Genomic DNA, 16,040 nt, shown 5'->3' on the forward strand with positions numbered 1-16,040 from the left:
AAAGCCGCGGCACCACCGTCCCGTCCACGGCGGTACCGCTCCCCACGCGCCCCCGGGCAACCTCCCGCCCGGGGGCGCGTCCCCGTCCCACGACACCGACCAGGAGGTCCGGACCATGGCCCTGGACGCCGAACTCGCCGCCGCGCTCGCCGGCATGCCGTACGTCGGCCTGGCCGACCCGATCAGGGCCCGCGCCTCGATGCGCGACCTCGTCGCCGCGCTGGAGGCGCCCGCGGCCGGCGCGCCCGCAGGCGTCGAGGACCGGACGATCCCCGGCCCGCCCGGCGCGCCGGACGTCCCGGTGCGGATCTACCGGCCGCGCGGACGGGCGCGTCCGGCGCCGGTGCTCGTCTACTTCCACGGCGGCGGGTTCGTGACCGGCGGCCTGGAGAACGAGCACGGGCGGTGCCTGCGGTTCGCCGGCGAGGACGGGATCGCGGTCGTGTCGGTCGGCTACCGCCTCGCGCCCGAGCACCCGTTCCCGGCGGGCTTCGAGGACTGCTACGCGGCGACGGAGTGGGCGCACGCGCACGCGGCCGGGTTCGGCGGCGATCCGGAGCGGGTCGCGGTGGGCGGCGGGAGCGCGGGCGGCGCGCTGGCCGCGGCGGTGGCCCTGCGCGCGGGACGAGGGCGGTCCGCCGCTGGTGTTCCAGATGCTGCTCTACCCCGTCCTGGACGACCGGATGGACACCCCGTCGATGCGGACGTTCACCGGTCCGCCGCTGTTCAACCGCGCCGACGTCCGGCACATGTGGCGGCACTACCTGGGCGGGCGCGCCGCCTCCGCCTCCCCGGCGCCCGCCTACGCCGCGCCCGCGCGGGCCGCGGACCTGCGCGGGCTGCCGCCCGCGTACGTGCTGGTCGCCGAGTACGACCCGCTGCGGGACGAGGGCCTGGACTACGCGCGCCGGCTGATCGTCGCGGGAGTCCCCGCCGAGCTTCACCATGTGCCGGGCGCCTGCCACGGTTTCGACGGCATCATGTCGGCGCGGCTGGGCCGGCTCGCGTTCGAGGAGGAGCGCGCCGTCCTGCGGCGGAGCCTCTTTCCGGGGCCCGCCGGGAGGCTGGACAGTGCAGTCGCTAAGTGATTAGATGACTTTACTTCTTGGGAACGAGGTGGCGATGTCACAGAACGTGGCCCGGCCGAGCCTGGCGGACGCCCTCACGGAGCGGATGCTGGAGCTGATCAGGTCGGGCGGCCTGCGCGCCGGCGACCGGCTGCCGTCGGCGCGGGAGCTGTCGCAGCGCTTCGCGGTGACCACCCCGACGCTGCGCGAGGCGCTCCGCCGGCTGGAGGCGACCGGGGCGATCCAGCTCCGGCACGGCTCGGGGATCTACGTGGGCGCCGACCTCGAACGCGTCGTCATCCCCAACCCCAACGTCCGGGAGCTGGAGGCCGACCGGCTGCTCCAGCTGCTCGACGCCCGGCTGCTGATCGAGCCGCCGCTGGCCGGCCGGGCGGCGCTGCTGTCCGAGCCCGCCGACGTCGAACTGCTCCGCGCCATCCTCGACCGGGCGGGCGCGGACCTCGGCGGAGACGCCCAGGACGCGGAGGTCCGGCTGAACAAGGCCAACATGTCCTTCCACAGCGAGGTCGCCGGAGTCGCGGGCAACTCCGTGCTCTGCGAGGTCATCGACTCGCTGCTGTCGGTGCACACGGCCGAGCAGCGCGCCATACAGCGGATCTTCGACGACCGCGTCCGCGACTTCGAGGAGCACACGGCGATCCTCGACGCGATCGAGGCGGGCGCGCAGCAGGAGGCCGAGTCCCTCATGCGGTCCCACCTCACAGACATCAGACACGTGATCGAGCAGCGGCTCGCCTGAGCGGGCCGTCCCCCCGTACCCCGTCCCCCGTACCCCCCGTTTTCTCGGCCGCGCGGTCCGAGCGCCGCGCGGCCGGTTCACCCATCCCCTTCGACTCCCTTCGACCACCCCGATCGGGCACGGGCGCCCGATGAAGGAGGCCACCATGGTGCCGTCCAAGCGACTGCGGGCGACCGCGCTCACCGCCGCCGCGGTGCTGCTCGCCGCCGGCTGCGGGTCCGGCGATTCCGGCGGGAGCAAGTCCGAGCTGAAGCTGTACAACGACAAGGGCGCCTGGAAGCCCTTCTTCGAGCAGATGGGCGCGCTCGGCGAGCAGCAGACCGGGCTCGGCATGACCCCGGTCGGCTACACCGACGAGCCGACCTACACCGCGTTCATCAAGACCTCGTTCCGCACGAAGGTCAAGCCCGACCTGTTCACCTGGTCGACCGGCGGACGGCTCACCGAGATCGTCGAGCAGAACCAGGTCGCGGAGACCACGGACATCTGGCGGGACGCCATCGGGAGCGGCGACCTCACCGAGGACCTGAAGAAGTACTACACGGTCGGCGGCAAGCAGTACTGCGTCCCGCTGAACACCGCCTACTGGGGCATGTTCTACAACAAGAAGATCTTCGCGAAGTACGACCTGACGCCGCCCTCGACGTGGGCCGAGCTGGAGAAGACCGCGGAGACGCTGAAGGCGAAGGGCCAGGTGCCCTTCAACCAGACCACCCCGACCTCGCTGTTCTCGTTCGCCTGGTTCGAGCAGATCCTCGCCGGCACCGACCCCGACCTGTACGAGCGGCTGTCGACCGGCCAGGCGTCCTACACCGACCCCGGCGTGGTCCAGGTGATGGAGCGCTGGAAGTCGATGATCGACAAGGGCTGGTTCAGCAAGCCCGGCGACAAGGCCGACCCCGCCGACCACTTCAAGTCGGGCGACGCGGCGATGGTCATCAACGGGACGTGGTTCAACACGAGCATGACCCAGCGCGGCCTGAAGCAGGGCGAGGACTACGGCTTCTTCTTCGTCCCGAACACGGACCCGGCGCTGCCCAAGCGGTCGCTGATCTTCGAGAGCGGCCCGCTCTGCTCGCTGCGCAAGGCCCCCGACGCGGCCGCCAGCAGCAAGTACCTCAAGTGGTGGATCACGCCCGCCGCGCAGGAGAAGTGGGCGAACGCGCGCGGCGACGTGTCCGGCAACCCGAAGGTGAAGGTCGCCGACCCCGAGCTGACCAAGGTCACCAAGGAGGCCGCGTCGGACGGGAACCGGCTCGTGCTGCGCTACTTCGAGGCCGCGCCGTCGCCCGTCCTCACCGAGGCGCTCAGCGGGTTCGACAAGTTCCTCAACAAGCCGGAGACCTACCTGGACGTCCTCAAGAGCATCCAGAAGGTCAACGGGGACTACTGGAAGTCGCACTGATCCAATGAGCACGCACAAGGCCACCGCCGACCGTCCGAGGACGGTGGCGAAGGCGCCGGGCGCCGGCCGCCGCGCGGGACGCGGCGGCCGGCCCGGGAAGGGTTTCGCACTGCACGGCCGGTTCCGGCACGTGTACGTATCGCCGGCCCTGCTGTTCGTCGCCGTCCTGCTCTACCTGCCGTTCCTGTGGACGGCGTACCTGAGCTTCACCACCTACGACGGGCTGGCCTCGCCCGAGTTCACCGGCCTGGACAACTACCGGCGCCTCATCGAGGACGACGCGCTCCTCATCTCCGTCCGCAACACGCTGCTGTGGGTCGTCGGCACCGTCGCCCTGCCGGTGGGGCTCGGGCTGCTCGTCGCCGTCCTGTCCTACGACCTCAAGGGCGGCGGATGGTTCCGGCTGCCGTTCCTGCTGCCGTACGCGATGTCGGGCGCCGGCCTCGGCGTGATCTGGGGCTTCATCCTGCAGCCGGACGGGATGGCGAACCAGGTCCTGTCCCTGTTCGGGCTGCCGGGCGGCGGCACCGCCTTCCTCCAGGACGGCCCCGGCAACACCATCGCGATGATCGTCGTCTGGACGTGGCAGCAGCTCGGCGTCAACATGCTGCTGTTCGTCGTCGGCCTCCAGTCGATCCCGCGGGGGCCGATCGAGGCGGCCCGCATCGACGGCGCGTCCGGCTGGTCGATGTTCCGGCACGTCACCTGGCCGCTGATGCGCCCGATCACCACCGTCGTGTTCGGCCTCGCGCTCGTCGCCGGGCTGAAGAACTTCGACATCGTGTGGGTGATGACCCAGGGCGGGCCCGGACGGTCGTCGGAGACCCTCGCCGTGACCATGTACCGGGACGTGTTCGTCGCCAACGAGTACGGCTACGGGTCGGCCGTCGCGGTCCTGCTCACCACCATCACCGGCCTGGCCTCGTACATCTATCTGCGCCGGCAGGTCGGCAGGGAGGAGACGCGATGACGCGGCACCTGCGCCGGGCCGTCCTCGCGGTGCTGGGGGCGGCGTGGCTGTTCCCCACGTACCTGATCATCGCCAACGCGGTCCGGCCGGCCGGCGACTACGACCCGGCGGACGCGGTGAAGCCGCCGTCCTCGATGGGCCTGTTCGACAACGTCGCCCAGGCGTGGGACCGGACCGCCGTCGGCGACACGCTGCTCAGCACCCTGCTGTACAGCGTCGTCTCGCCCGCGCTGGCCGTGCTGATGGGCGCGCTCGCCGGGTACGCGATCGTCGTCCTGCGGCTCAGGCACGGCTTCGCCTGGTTCGTGGTGATCTTCGCCGGGACGGTCGTGCCGTTCCAGATGCTGCTCGTGCCGCTGTTCGTCGGCTACAGCGAGGTGTCGCTGTACGACGGCCGGCTCGGCCTGATCATCATCTACTCGGCGGTCAACGTGCCGCTGGCCGCGCTCGTGATGCGCAACTTCTTCGGCAACGTCGCCGTGTCGATCTTCGAGGCGGCGCGGCTGGACGGCGCGTCCACCTTCCGCATCTTCTGGCGGATCTACCTGCCGCTGTCGGCGGCCGCCCTCGCCGCCGTCTTCATCCTGGAGTTCACCTTCGTCTGGAACGACCTGCTGTTCGGCCTGACGCTCTCGCAGTCGGAGACCGTCCGGCCGGTGTGGGCGGAGCTGTCCGCGCTGACCACCGACGTGTACGCCGGGACGCCCGTGCCGATCGCGCTGGCCGCCGGCCTCGTGGTCTCGCTGCCGACCGTCGTCCTGTTCCTCGCGACGCAGCGCCTGTTCACGCGCGGCCTCACCCTCGCCCAGTTCTGAAAGACCGCTCCCCAGAGAAGGATTGACGCATAACGATGACGAGTCGTCTGCTTCAGGCGAGCCTTGGCTCGCCCGACTATGACGGGATCCGCGACGCGCTGCGCGAGGACACGTCCGCCGAGGTGCTCGCGGTGCGCGGGCTGTCCGTCCGCGCCGCCGTGCTGCCGCTGTTCAAGCGGGGCGCGGACGGCGGGCTGCGGCAGGCCGTCCGGCTGACGCTGTCCGGCGGCGGGCCCGTGGACGTCGCCCTCAAGGACGGGGACGCCGAGCTGGCGTCCGCGGCGGGCGCCGCGGGGACCGTGACGCTGCTCGTCCCCGAAGTGGACGGCCCGCGCCGCGTCACCCTGGAGGTGCGGGACGCGGGCGGCCTCGTCGGCGCGGCCCCCCTCGACATCGCGCCGCAGCGCAAGTGGAACGTCTTCGTCGTCCACCACTCGCACCTCGACATCGGCTACACCGACACGCAGGGCACCGTCCTGCGGCACCACCTCGACTACCTCGACGCCGCGCTGCGGCTCGCGCGGGAGACCGACGGACGCCCGGACGACGCCCGGTTCCGCTGGTCGGTGGAGTCGTCGATGCCCGCGCTGCGCTGGCTCGCGACCCGTCCGGACGACCAGGTGGCCGAGTTCGCCGAGCGTGTCCGCACGGGCGGCATCGAGGTCACCGCGTTCCCGATGCAGCTGCACACGGAGGCGTGCTCCACGGAGGAGCTGTACCGGCAGCTCCGCTTCGTCGAGGACCTGCGGCGGCGGTACGGCATCGAGGTCCGCTCGGCGATGCACACCGACATCCCGGGCGCGGTCGTCGGGACGGTGGACGCCCTGAACGCGGCCGGCGTCCGCTACCTCGCCGCCGCGCACAACTGGGCCGGACGGTCCGTCCCGTACATCACGGGCGGCGACAGGCTGGCCCGGCCGTTCCGCTGGCGGTCGCCGGGCGGCGGCGAGCTGATCGTCTGGTTCACCGACACCCCGCACGGCATGGCCTACATGGAGGGCAACACGGTCGGGCTCGTCGACGGCTACGACCTCGCCGAGGACCTGCTGCCCCGCTACCTCGGCTCCCTCGCCGACCGCCCCTACCCGTACGGGCCCGGGACGTTCGGCTGGTACGCCGCGCCCGGCCAGGTCGGCGCCGCCAAGGACCCCGACTTCCTGGACGCCGTCCACCTGCGCGTGCAGGGCGCGCACGCCGACAACGCCGGGCCGTCGATCGTCCCCGCCGACATCGCGCACCGCTGGAACGAGACGTGGGCGTACCCGCGGCTGCGGATGGCGACCAACGCCGAGTTCTTCGAGTACGTCGAGGAGCACCACGGCGACCGCCTCCAGACCCACGAGGGCGACTGGACGGACTGGTGGGCCGACGGGCTCGGCTCCGGCGCCCGCCCGCTCGGGTACGTCCGGCGGGCGCAGAACGTCCTGAGGTCGGCGGAGACGCTGCACGCCCTCGCCGACGAGCGCAGCGGCGACCGGTCGGGGGCGGCCGGGGCGATCGACGAGGCCTACGACCGCGCCGCGCTGTTCGACGAGCACACCTGGGGCGCCGCCAACCCGTGGGAGGACGCGGAGGAGGGCGGCGACTCCGGCGGCCTCCAGTGGACCCGCAAGTCGCAGGTCGGCTACCAGGCCCACGACGACGCGCTCGACCTGCTCCAGGCCGGCGCGGGGCGGCTCGGCGCGACCTTCGGTCCCGCACCGGACGCGCTCGCCTCGTTCCTCGTCGTCAACCCCGGCACGGCCGCCCGCACCGACGCGGCCCGCGCGTTCCTGCCCCGCGACGTCGTCGCCGTCGACGTCCCGATCACGCTCGTGGACGCCCGCACCGGCGAGCCCGTCCCGCACCGGGAGGAGGAGGTCGACCCGGACGAGTGGCCCACCCGTCCCATCGGCCGCCACCTGGAGGCGGTGGTGCCGGACGTCCCCGGGCACGGGCACGTCCGCGTCGACGTCCGCCGGGCCGCCGCCGAGGCCCCGCGGCCGGTCGACCTCGGCGCCGGCGGGACGATCGAGAACGAGTTCTACCGCGTCGCCTACGACCTCAAGGACGGCCACATCGGCTCGGTGTTCGACAAGGCCGCCGGCCGCGAGCTGGTGAACACCGGCGCCGTCGCCGGGTTCGGGCAGTACGTCTACGACCGGTACGCGACCGCGCCGCACTTCAACCACATGTCCGGGCACATGCTCGTGCACGACAAGACGATGCTCGGCGACCGCGCCGTCGCCACCCACGCGACCGTCACCAGATGCGAGCGCACTCCGGCCGGAGAACGCCTCGTCGTCGAGCTGCACGGCAAGGGCGTCGACTGGCTCCGCACCACGATCGACCTCTACGCGGGCGTGCCGCGCGTGGACGTCCGCTACCAGCTCGGCAAGCAGCCGACCGCGGCCAAGGAGGCGGTGTTCTTCGCGTTCCCGTTCGCCGTGGACGGCCCGCCCGCAGCCTGGGAGCTGACCGGCGGCGTCGGCGGCGCCCGCGTGCCCAGCGTCCCCGGATCGGCGGAGCACATGCGCCCGATCCGGCACTGGGTCGCGTTCGAGGACCCGGAGCTGACCGTCGCGTGGGCGACGCTGGAGGCGCCGCTCGTCCAGTTCGGCTCCATCCACATGCCCTACGCGCCGTTCCCGCCCACGCTCGACAACGAGGACGGCACCGTCTACTCGTGGGCGCTCAACAACATCTGGGACACCAACTTCCCGTCCCAGCAGCAGGGCGAGACCACCTTCCGGTACGCGTTCGCGTCCGGCGCGTCCGGCTCGGGGCGCAGGCTCGGCGCCCGCACCGCCGCCGGCCTCACCGACCCGTTCGTCGCGACCCTCGCGACCGGCCCGGTGACCTGCCCCGAATCGGGGACGTTCCTGGACGTGGACGACCCGGACGTGCTCGTCACCTCCGTCGGACGCGCGCGCGACGGCGGCGGCCTGGCCGTCCGGCTCCAGTCGCTCGCCGCCGACGCGGTGGAGACGGACCTGCACGTGCCGGGCGCGGTGAGCGCCTCGCTGAGCGGCGGACTGGAGCGTGACCCGGCGGAGCTCCCCGTCCGGGACGGCACGATGACGGTCCGGCTGCCCGCCTGCGGCGTCGCCACCGTCACCGTTCGGCGCTAGAGAACGGATCGGGGACACATGAAGATCACAGGCATCCGCGCGACCACGGTCACCGTGCCGCTGGAGGCGCCGCTCCTGCACAGCAACGGCGCCCACTGGGGCCGCTTCGTCCGGACGATCATCGAGGTCGAGGCCGACAACGGCCTCGTCGGGCTCGGCGAGATGGGCGGCGGCGGGCAGAGCGCCGAGGCCGCCTTCGACGCCCTCGTACCGCATCTGGAGGGGCACGACCCGTTCGAGCTGGAGGCGCTCCGCTTCAAGATCGCCAACCCGACGGCGAGCCTCTACAACAACCGCACCCAGATGCTCGCCGCCATCGAGTTCGCCTGCCTGGACCTCGTCGGGCAGTACCTCGGCGTCCCGGTGCACGACCTGCTCGGCGGCCGGATCCGCGACTCCGTCCCGTTCGCGTCCTACCTCTTCTACCGGTACCCGGGCGCCGGCGGCTCGCCGGAGGTCCGCACGCCCGAGCAGCTCGTGGAGCACGCCCGCGCCCTCAAGGACGCGCACGGCTTCACCGTCCACAAGCTGAAGGGCGGCGTGTTCCCGCCGGCCCACGAACTGGAGTGCTACAAGGCGCTCGCCGAGGCGTTCCCCGGCGACCGGCTCCGGTACGACCCGAACTCCGTCCTCAGCCTGGAGGAGGGCCTCCGCTTCGGCAAGGCGATCGAGGACCTCCCCAACGACTACCTCGAAGACCCCGTCCTCGGCCTGGAGGGGCTCCGGCTCGTCCGCGAACGCGTGAACGTGCCGCTCGCCACCAACACGGTCGTCGTCAACTTCGAGCAGCTCGCCGCCAACGTGCTGCGCCGCAGCGCGGACGTCGTCCTGCTCGACACGACGTTCTGGGGCGGCATCCGGGCGTGCGTGAAGGCGGCGGGGGTCTGCGAGACATTCCAGATCGGCGTGGCCGTGCACTCGTCCGGCGAACTGGGCATCCAGCTCGCCACCATGCTGCACCTCGGCGCCGTCCTGCCCAACCTCACCTACTCCGCCGACGCGCACTACCACCACCTCGCCGACGACGTCATCGAGGGCGGCCCGATGCGGTACGCGGACGGGCGGATCCCCGTCCCCACCGGCCCCGGCCTCGGCGTCCGCCTGGACCGTGCCAAGGTCGCCGAGTACGCCGAGCTGTACCGGGAGCTGGGCGGCTACCCCTACGACCGCGACCCGGGCCGTCCGGGCTGGTACCCGATCGTCCCCAACGACCGGTGGGCCGACCCCGCCGTCCCACTGGCGCCGCTCGAATAACCTGCCACCTGTGATTCGTTACGCGACCCCCGACGACGTCCCGGCGATCCTGCGGCTGATCCGCGAACTGGCCGACTACGAGCGCGCCCTTCACGAGGTCAAGGCCACCGAGGAGCAACTGCGCGAGAGGCTCTTCGGCGACGAGCCCAAGGTCTTCGCCCACGTCGCGGAGCACAACGGGAACGTCGTCGGGTTCGCCTTGTGGTTCCTCACGTTCTCCACGTGGAACGGCACCCACGGCATCTACCTGGAGGACCTGTTCGTCGAGCCGGACGTCCGGGGCCACGGCTACGGCAAGGCCCTGCTCACCGAACTGGCCCGCATCGCCGACGAGCGGGGCTACGGACGCGTCGAGTGGGCCGTCCTCAACTGGAACGAACCGGCGATCGGCTTCTACGAGAGCCTCGGCGCCCGCCCCCAGGACGAGTGGACGGTCTACCGCCTCACCGGCGACGCCCTCACCAAGGCCGCCCGCTCCTGAGCCCGGCCGCTCCCCGCGGGGGGCCGGTCCGGACATGGCAGAGGCCCGGCCAGCCGCTGGCCGGGCCCCTCCGTACAGGTCAGGACTGCTTGGTCTCCCAGAAGATCTTGTCGATCTCCGCGATCTTGCCGAGCAGGTCCTCGGCGACCTTCACGTCCATCGTGGCCTTGGTGCCGCCGCCACCGCCGGCGAGCTTGGTCGCCTCGTTGAACAGCTGGTGCAGCTGCGGGTACTTCTCGAAGTGCGGCGGCTTGAAGTAGTCGGTCCAGAGCACCCACAGGTGCTCCTTGACCAGCTGGGAGCGCTGCTCCTTGATCAGGATCGCCCGGGCGCGGAACTCCGGGTCCTCGTTGGCGGCGTACTTCTCACAGATCGCCTTGACCGACTCGGCTTCGATCCGGGCCTGCGCCGGGTCGTAGACGCCGCACGGCAGGTCGCAGTGCGCGGACACCGTGGTCTTCGGGCGCAGAATCTTGAGCAACACCTGCTCATCCCTTCCCTCGTTGCGGATCATGCTCAGGGCACCGACATTACCCTTGTGTCCCCGGACGCGTCCGGCCAGGGCGCTCGGTAATTCGGCCTAAGACCCGGACCGCACACGGCCCGGAACCTTCCCAGCAGTGTTTGTGACCGCCGCCCGCCGGAGTATGCGAGCGGACGAGGAGGATCATGCCCATCCGCAGGCCGCGCCGCGCGGCGCGCCGGGCGCTCGCGTGCGCGGCGGTGCTCACGGCGGTGCTCGCGGCGGCCGGGGCGCGCCGGCTGCGGACCGTGGAGGTCACCGGCGAGTCGATGCTGCCGGGGCTGCGGCCGGGCGACTGGCTCGTCGTCCGCGCCGGCGCCCGTCCGACGCCGGGCGCCGTGGTCGTCGCGCAGCATCCGCGACGTCCCGGGCTCCTCATCGTCAAACGCGCCACGCACCGCACCCCGGACGGCTGGTGGCTGGAGAGCGACAACCAGCGCGCCCCCGGCCGCAGCGACAGCTGGGACTTCGGCCCCGTCCCGGACGCCCTGGTGATCGGCCCCGTCCTGACCCGCTACTGGCCCCCGCGCCGCTCGTGAGCCGCACCGCTGCGCCGGCCGATCCGTGAGAACGCGCGACCGTCGACAGCGGGCCGCGGCAACCGGCCGGACATCGACGGAACTGCAGATGGGCCCGTTTTCTTCAGCGATGTGGAACGGGAATCACCCTCGACAGGTCGAAGATGAGGGCGATCATCCCGCTGCGTGACACCGCAGACTCCCATGAACGACCGTACCGGCTGAACGAGGTGGGAATTACCAATGAAATTCGTCAACGACCTGCGTGAACGAACGTTTCGGGCAGGGGTCGGTTCGGTGGCGTTCGCGCTTGTTCTCGCCGGGTGCGGAGGGTCTGAAAAGGACCCCGGCGGTGGGCCTACCAAGAACGGCGCGCCTCCCGCGACGTTACCCGCGAGTGGACGGATGTCGCCTTTGGCGGTCCGGGGAGGGCCGGCGTACATCGAGTTGGTCGCGCTGAGTCGCACCTCCCAGGAGGCCATCACGGGAAGATTCAAGATCGTCAACAAGGGGAAAGCCCCGGTCGAGCCCGGAGCGATGCTCGGAGAGGGCGGTTTCCCGGGCGACCCCGACGCCGGAGACGTGCTGTCGGCCAGCGGCATCGGCCTCCTCGACGTGCGGACCGGCAAGGTCTACCTGCCAAGACACACCAGCGGAAAACAGTGCCTCTGCTCGAAACCGTGGGGACGGCGGATCCCGGCGGGCGGTGCAGTGGACATTTACGCCGTTTTCCCCCAGGTGGAAGGCGCCGAGCAGCTCACGGTGGTGATGCCGACCGCCGCCCCGTTCGTGGATGTCCCGGTCACCGAGGGGCCGGTGCGGCCCGCGCCGGACCAGACCATTGATCCGGCCAAGGCGCAGCTCCTGCCACCGCGGGCCCTGAGCCTGGTCAGCATCGCGGATGGCGACGGGCAAACGGTGAGTGAGGACGCCGACAAGCGGGCCGTGCGGCTGTCCGCGGACGTGTTGTTCGCACTCAACAAGGCCGATCTCACGCCGAAGGCCGACACTCTGCTCAGGCAGACGGCCGAGCAGATCGACGCTTCCAAGGGGAGTGAGGTCACGGTCGGCGGCTACACCGACAGCTCCGGGAACGACGCGATCAACCAGCCGCTGTCCGAGCGGCGGGCGCAGGCGGTGGCGGACCGGCTCAAGAGCATGGTCACCCGGCAGGGAATCACCTTCCTGCCGGCGGGTCACGGCGCGAAGGACCCCGTGGCCCCCAACGACAGCGAGAACGGCCGACGCAAGAACCGGCGGGTGACGGTGACGTTCGCCAAACCGGTGCCGCCGTCCGGTCCGTCGGCGGGAACGCCCTACGAGGGGAAGCCCGATGTCATCGGCGGCGCCGCGTTCAGCGCGGCGGACGCCAAGGACCTCAAGGTCCAGGTGCACAATCTGCACCGTGATTCGGCGGGATTCACGACCATGGTGTGGACTCTGCGCAACTCTGGGAGTACGTCGGTGAACTTCCAGTCGAAGCTGGAGAAAACCCTTATCGTGCACGGCGACCACTCTCCGCGGCGCGGGTCCACGGTCGGCGGCGTGATGCTCTACGACCCTGCGGCGAAGGTCCGTTACCAGCCGATGTACACCTCTAACGGAGCCTGTATCTGCAGCGCGCTGTCTGCCGACGCCACGGTGAAGAGCGTCGGGCCGGGCGAAAGCGTCACCCTCTGGAGCATGTACCGGGTCCCCGCCGAAGTGCAGTCGGTCGAGGCGCAATTCCCCTGGGCCAAGGCGGATGACGCAGTGATCCGTGGACTCCCCATCAGGTAGGGCTGCCGAAACGTCGCGACGGCGAGCCGGGTCGTTCTGGTCATGTTCGTCCGGGGGAGAGAGCCCCGGTCTCCATGAAGGCCCGCGAAGAGCGCTGACCGGCTGCTCGGCGCCGTTCCGGACGGGCCGCCGCGCTCTACCGGCCGATCTCGTGTGCGGGGACGGTCACGTGGGGCGCGCCGGGGTGGCAGGCGGCGGCGGTGGCGCTCGGGCGGCCCGCGCAGCGGTCGGAGCAGTAGCGGCGCGAGCCGTTCGCGGTCGTGTCGAAGAACACGCGCTCGCAGCCCTCCGCGCGGCAGGCGCCGAGCCCGCCGAGGCCCTCGGCGGCGATCTTCGCGGCGAGGCCCATCGCGGCGCGGGCCGCGTAGCGGTCCGGGACGGAACCGGCCTCGTTGCAATGCAGATGCCAGTCCTGGCCGTCGTGCCGGGCGATCTTCGGATGCACCGGATGGTGGATGAGCAGCGTGTTGAGGCGGTCGGCGGCGCCGTCCTCGTCGCCGCGCGCGGCGGCGGTGAAGATCGCGCGGAGTTGCGCGCGCAGTTCGCGCATGGCGTCGAGATCGCGGTGCGCGATCCGCCCCCCGAAATGCGGCCGGTGCACCAGCAGGGCCCGCAGCCCTTCGAGATCACGCAGGTCGTCCCCGTCGGAACGGCGCGTGTTCACGAGGTCGATCGCCAGGTCTGCGTACGAGGCGAGATTCACTGTCGCTCCAGACGGACTCGACCTGAACGGACGAATTTCGCCAGAATCTATGCCCACTTGACGAGAATTACACCGGCTTCGGGGAAGGATCTCCGGCAAAATTACCTGAATTCGGCCCGCCGGCGGGCGAGTTTATGGACCAATCGAACGGCCCGTGCTCCGCGAGGGGAGCACGGGCCGCCGGGGCGAGCGGATCAGATCCGGTTGACGCCTTCCTTGCGCGCCTGCTCGGCGACCGCGGCGGTGACGGCCGGGGCGACCCGGTCGTCGAACGGGTTCGGGATGATGTAGTCGGCGGTCAGGTCGCCGCCGACGATGTCGGCCAGCGCGTTCGCCGCCGCCAGCTTCATGCCCTCGGTGATCGAGTGCGCCCGGACGTTCAGCGCGCCGCGGAAGATGCCCGGGAACGCCAGCACGTTGTTGATCTGGTTCGGGAAGTCGCTGCGGCCGGTCGCGACGACCTTGGCGTGCCGCCGCGCGACCTCGGGGTGCACCTCGGGGGTCGGGTTGGACAGCGCGAACACGATCGCGTCCGCCGACATCGTGGCGACGCACGATTCGTGCACGGTGCTGCCGGACAGGCCGATGAACACGTCGGCGCCGCGCAGCGCCTCCTCGGTGGAGCCCTTCAGGTGCGACCGGTTGGTGATCGCGGCGATGCTCTCCTTGACCGGGTTCAGACCGTCCCGTCCCTCGTGGATGAGGCCCTTGCTGTCGGACAGCGCGATGTCGCCGATGCCGCCCTCGATGAGCATCTTGGAGACGGCGATGCCGGACGCGCCCGCGCCGGCGACGACCGCGCGCAGCTCCGACAGCGGCTTGCCGACGAAGCGGGCCGCGTTCTTCAGCGCGGCGAGCGCGACGATCGCGGTGCCGTGCTGGTCGTCGTGGAAGACGGGGATGTCGAGCGCGGCGCGCAGCCGGTCCTCGATCTCGAAGCAGCGGGGGGCGCTGATGTCCTCCAGGTTGATGCCGCCGAAGCTCGGCGCGATCCGGATGACGGTGTCGACGATCTCGTCCACGCCCGTGCAGCTCAGCGCGATCGGCACGGAGTCGACGTCGGCGAACTCCTTGAACAGCAGGGACTTGCCCTCCATGACGGGCATGGACGCGGCGGGCCCGATGTCGCCGAGGCCGAGCACGGCGGTGCCGTCGGTGACGACGGCGACGACCTTGGACGTCCAGGTGTAGTCGTAGGCGAGCTCGGGGTTGTCGGCGATGGCGGTGCACACGCGGGCGACGCCCGGGGTGTAGGCCAGCGAAAGGTCTTCCTTGTTGCGGACCGGAATGGTCGACCGCATCTCCAGCTTTCCGCCGCGGTGCAGCGGAAAGGCGGGATCGTCCTCGAATGAGGGCGGTTCGGTGGGAATGGGTTCAGCAGTCACAGCGACCCCTGTCAGTGAAAGTTGGCTTTCTTGCGATGCCGCCGCGGTGGTGGTGGTGTGGTGGCCGGTCACCTGGAGGTCATCTCGCGACGTACGGGGGTCACCCGTTGTCCGATTGTGCCACACGGGCTCGAAGCTCCCTTGAGGCCGGGGTGGGTGTCGACCGTCACGTGACGGTCGCCACATGTAGCCGTCCGGTAGCACACGGTGGGTGAGCGGCAGGTCGGCGCGCCCGTCCGGCGCTACCTCGTTGCGTGATTGTTTCGGACCCTTTATCCAGATCAGGGAGGTTGTGCGCCAAACTGTGCACCTGACCTTCGGATCTACGCGGATCCGACGCAACCACCTGGAGGGGGACCATGACCACCGGTTCTCTGCGCCGCCGCCTTGTCGCGGCGAGCGCTCTCGTGCTGACCGGCGCCCTCGCCCTGTCCGCATGTGGCGACAGCGACGACTCTGGCGACTCGGGCGGCGCCGCCTCGAACACGAGCGCGGACAGCAAGCTCGCGGCCATGGTCCCGGACGCGATCAAGAGCGACGGCAAGATCTCGATCGGCACGGACGCGTCCTACCCGCCCAACGAGTCCGTCGACCCGGCGTCGCAGAAGATCGTCGGCTGGGACGTCGACCTGTTCAACGCCGTCGCGGCCAAGCTCGGCCTGAAGACCGAGTACCACAACGCCGGCTTCGACACGATCATCCCGGGCGTCCAGTCGGGCAAGTACGAGGCCGGCGTCTCCTCCTTCACCGACACCAAGGAGCGCGAGCAGGCCGTCGACTTCGTCACCTACTACTCGGCGGGGACGGCCTGGGCCGCGCTCAAGGGCAACGCCAAGGGCGTCAACCCCGACGACGCCTGCGGCAAGAGCATCGGCGTCCAGCAGGGCACCGTGCAGGTCGACGACCTCACGGCCCGCAGCAAGAAGTGCACCGACGCGGGCAAGCCGGCGATCAAGCAGGTCGTCCGCAAGCAGCAGACCGAGGTCAACAACGACCTGGTCGCCGGCAAGGTCGACGCGATGGCCGCCGACTCGCCGATCGTCGGCGGCGCGGTCAAGAAGACCGGGAAGCTGGAGATCATCGGCCAGGTCTACGACACCGCGCCTTACGGCTACACCTTCGGCAAGAACTCCGGCCAGTTCAAGGAGGCCGTGCAGGGTGCGCTGAAGGCGCTCATCGCCGACGGCACCTACAAGAAGATCCTCACCGAGAACGGCGTGGAGAGCGGCGCCGTCTCCGAGCCGGCGATCAACGCGGCGCAGAGCTGATC

The 16,040-nt window shown here is 71.0% G+C and carries 13 protein-coding genes and 1 pseudogene; 11 read left to right on the plus strand and 3 right to left on the minus strand.

Annotated features, from left to right (window positions below; translation table 11 throughout):
* Nucleotides 1-199 precede the first annotated feature (199 nt).
* From ACA511_RS36370 to ACA511_RS36405, 8 genes and pseudogenes are all read left to right on the plus strand, one after another.
* Nucleotides 200-1,088: pseudogene (locus ACA511_RS36370) on the plus strand (alpha/beta hydrolase).
* A gap of 34 nt (nucleotides 1,089-1,122) precedes the next feature.
* The gene (locus tag ACA511_RS36375) at nucleotides 1,123-1,827 is read left to right on the plus strand and encodes a FadR/GntR family transcriptional regulator (protein WP_375029261.1); all 705 of its coding nucleotides are present in this window, start codon (nucleotides 1,123-1,125) and stop codon (nucleotides 1,825-1,827) included.
* A gap of 145 nt (nucleotides 1,828-1,972) precedes the next feature.
* A complete protein-coding gene (locus tag ACA511_RS36380; RefSeq protein WP_375029262.1) occupies nucleotides 1,973-3,232 on the plus strand; it encodes an ABC transporter substrate-binding protein in 1,260 nt (419 codons plus the stop codon).
* 4 nt (nucleotides 3,233-3,236) lie between these two features.
* Nucleotides 3,237-4,202, plus strand: a complete 966-nt coding sequence (locus ACA511_RS36385) for a carbohydrate ABC transporter permease (RefSeq protein WP_375029263.1) — start codon at nucleotides 3,237-3,239, stop codon at nucleotides 4,200-4,202.
* Entirely contained in the window at nucleotides 4,199-5,017 is an 819-nt protein-coding gene (locus ACA511_RS36390; protein WP_375029264.1) for a carbohydrate ABC transporter permease, read from the plus strand. The genes ACA511_RS36385 and ACA511_RS36390 overlap by 4 nt, the downstream gene beginning before the upstream one ends.
* Nucleotides 5,018-5,052: 35 nt before the next feature.
* Nucleotides 5,053-8,127, plus strand: coding sequence for a glycoside hydrolase family 38 C-terminal domain-containing protein (locus ACA511_RS36395; RefSeq protein ID WP_375029265.1), 3,075 nt, complete (start codon nucleotides 5,053-5,055; stop codon nucleotides 8,125-8,127).
* A gap of 18 nt (nucleotides 8,128-8,145) precedes the next feature.
* Nucleotides 8,146-9,381 (plus strand): enolase C-terminal domain-like protein, encoded by a 1,236-nt coding sequence (locus ACA511_RS36400; RefSeq protein ID WP_375029266.1) that lies wholly within the window; start codon nucleotides 8,146-8,148, stop codon nucleotides 9,379-9,381.
* A gap of 10 nt (nucleotides 9,382-9,391) precedes the next feature.
* Nucleotides 9,392-9,862 carry a GNAT family N-acetyltransferase gene (locus ACA511_RS36405; protein ID WP_375029267.1) on the plus strand — a complete coding sequence of 157 codons (471 nt, stop codon included), beginning with the start codon at nucleotides 9,392-9,394 and terminating at the stop codon, nucleotides 9,860-9,862.
* 79 nt (nucleotides 9,863-9,941) lie between these two features.
* On the opposite strand, the gene sodN is transcribed toward ACA511_RS36405, so the two are convergent.
* Entirely contained in the window at nucleotides 9,942-10,346 is a 405-nt protein-coding gene (sodN, locus tag ACA511_RS36410; RefSeq protein ID WP_375029268.1) for a superoxide dismutase, Ni, read from the minus strand.
* A 185-nt stretch (nucleotides 10,347-10,531) separates the two neighbouring features.
* Here sodN and sodX point away from each other — a divergent pair, with 185 nt between their 5' ends.
* Nucleotides 10,532-10,924, plus strand: a complete 393-nt coding sequence (sodX, locus tag ACA511_RS36415; protein WP_375029269.1) for a nickel-type superoxide dismutase maturation protease — start codon at nucleotides 10,532-10,534, stop codon at nucleotides 10,922-10,924.
* A 222-nt stretch (nucleotides 10,925-11,146) separates the two neighbouring features.
* Nucleotides 11,147-12,682, plus strand: a complete 1,536-nt coding sequence (locus ACA511_RS36420; RefSeq protein ID WP_375029270.1) for an OmpA family protein — start codon at nucleotides 11,147-11,149, stop codon at nucleotides 12,680-12,682.
* Nucleotides 12,683-12,818: 136 nt separating this feature from the next.
* Here the strand turns inward: ACA511_RS36420 and ACA511_RS36425 are convergent, their stop codons facing one another.
* Both ACA511_RS36425 and ACA511_RS36430 read right to left on the minus strand, forming a co-directional pair.
* A complete protein-coding gene (locus ACA511_RS36425; protein WP_375029271.1) occupies nucleotides 12,819-13,385 on the minus strand; it encodes a CGNR zinc finger domain-containing protein in 567 nt (188 codons plus the stop codon).
* Between the two features lie 194 nt (nucleotides 13,386-13,579).
* A complete protein-coding gene (locus tag ACA511_RS36430) occupies nucleotides 13,580-14,770 on the minus strand; it encodes an NADP-dependent malic enzyme (RefSeq protein WP_375029272.1) in 1,191 nt (396 codons plus the stop codon).
* Between the two features lie 359 nt (nucleotides 14,771-15,129).
* Between ACA511_RS36430 and ACA511_RS36435 the strand changes: the two genes are divergently transcribed.
* Complete coding sequence (locus tag ACA511_RS36435) at nucleotides 15,130-16,038, plus strand: ABC transporter substrate-binding protein (RefSeq protein ID WP_375029273.1); 909 nt, start codon at nucleotides 15,130-15,132, stop codon at nucleotides 16,036-16,038.
* Nucleotides 16,039-16,040: the final 2 nt, after the last annotated feature.

The organism is Actinomadura sp. GTD37 (assembly GCF_041951365.1).
Lineage (GTDB): Bacteria > Actinomycetota > Actinomycetes > Streptosporangiales > Streptosporangiaceae > Spirillospora.

Bases quoted from the DNA above. Each gene is read 5' to 3' on its own strand.
- ACA511_RS36375 (WP_375029261.1), top strand. From the start codon at position 1,123: ATGTCACAGAACGTGGCCCGGCCGAGCCTGGCGGACGCCCTCACGGAG.
- ACA511_RS36380 (WP_375029262.1), top strand. From the start codon at position 1,973: ATGGTGCCGTCCAAGCGACTGCGGGCGACCGCGCTCACCGCCGCCGCG.
- ACA511_RS36385 (WP_375029263.1), top strand. From the start codon at position 3,237: ATGAGCACGCACAAGGCCACCGCCGACCGTCCGAGGACGGTGGCGAAG.
- ACA511_RS36390 (WP_375029264.1), top strand. From the start codon at position 4,199: ATGACGCGGCACCTGCGCCGGGCCGTCCTCGCGGTGCTGGGGGCGGCG.
- ACA511_RS36395 (WP_375029265.1), top strand. From the start codon at position 5,053: ATGACGAGTCGTCTGCTTCAGGCGAGCCTTGGCTCGCCCGACTATGAC.
- ACA511_RS36400 (WP_375029266.1), top strand. From the start codon at position 8,146: ATGAAGATCACAGGCATCCGCGCGACCACGGTCACCGTGCCGCTGGAG.
- sodX (WP_375029269.1), top strand. From the start codon at position 10,532: ATGCCCATCCGCAGGCCGCGCCGCGCGGCGCGCCGGGCGCTCGCGTGC.
- ACA511_RS36420 (WP_375029270.1), top strand. From the start codon at position 11,147: ATGAAATTCGTCAACGACCTGCGTGAACGAACGTTTCGGGCAGGGGTC.
- ACA511_RS36435 (WP_375029273.1), top strand. From the start codon at position 15,130: ATGACCACCGGTTCTCTGCGCCGCCGCCTTGTCGCGGCGAGCGCTCTC.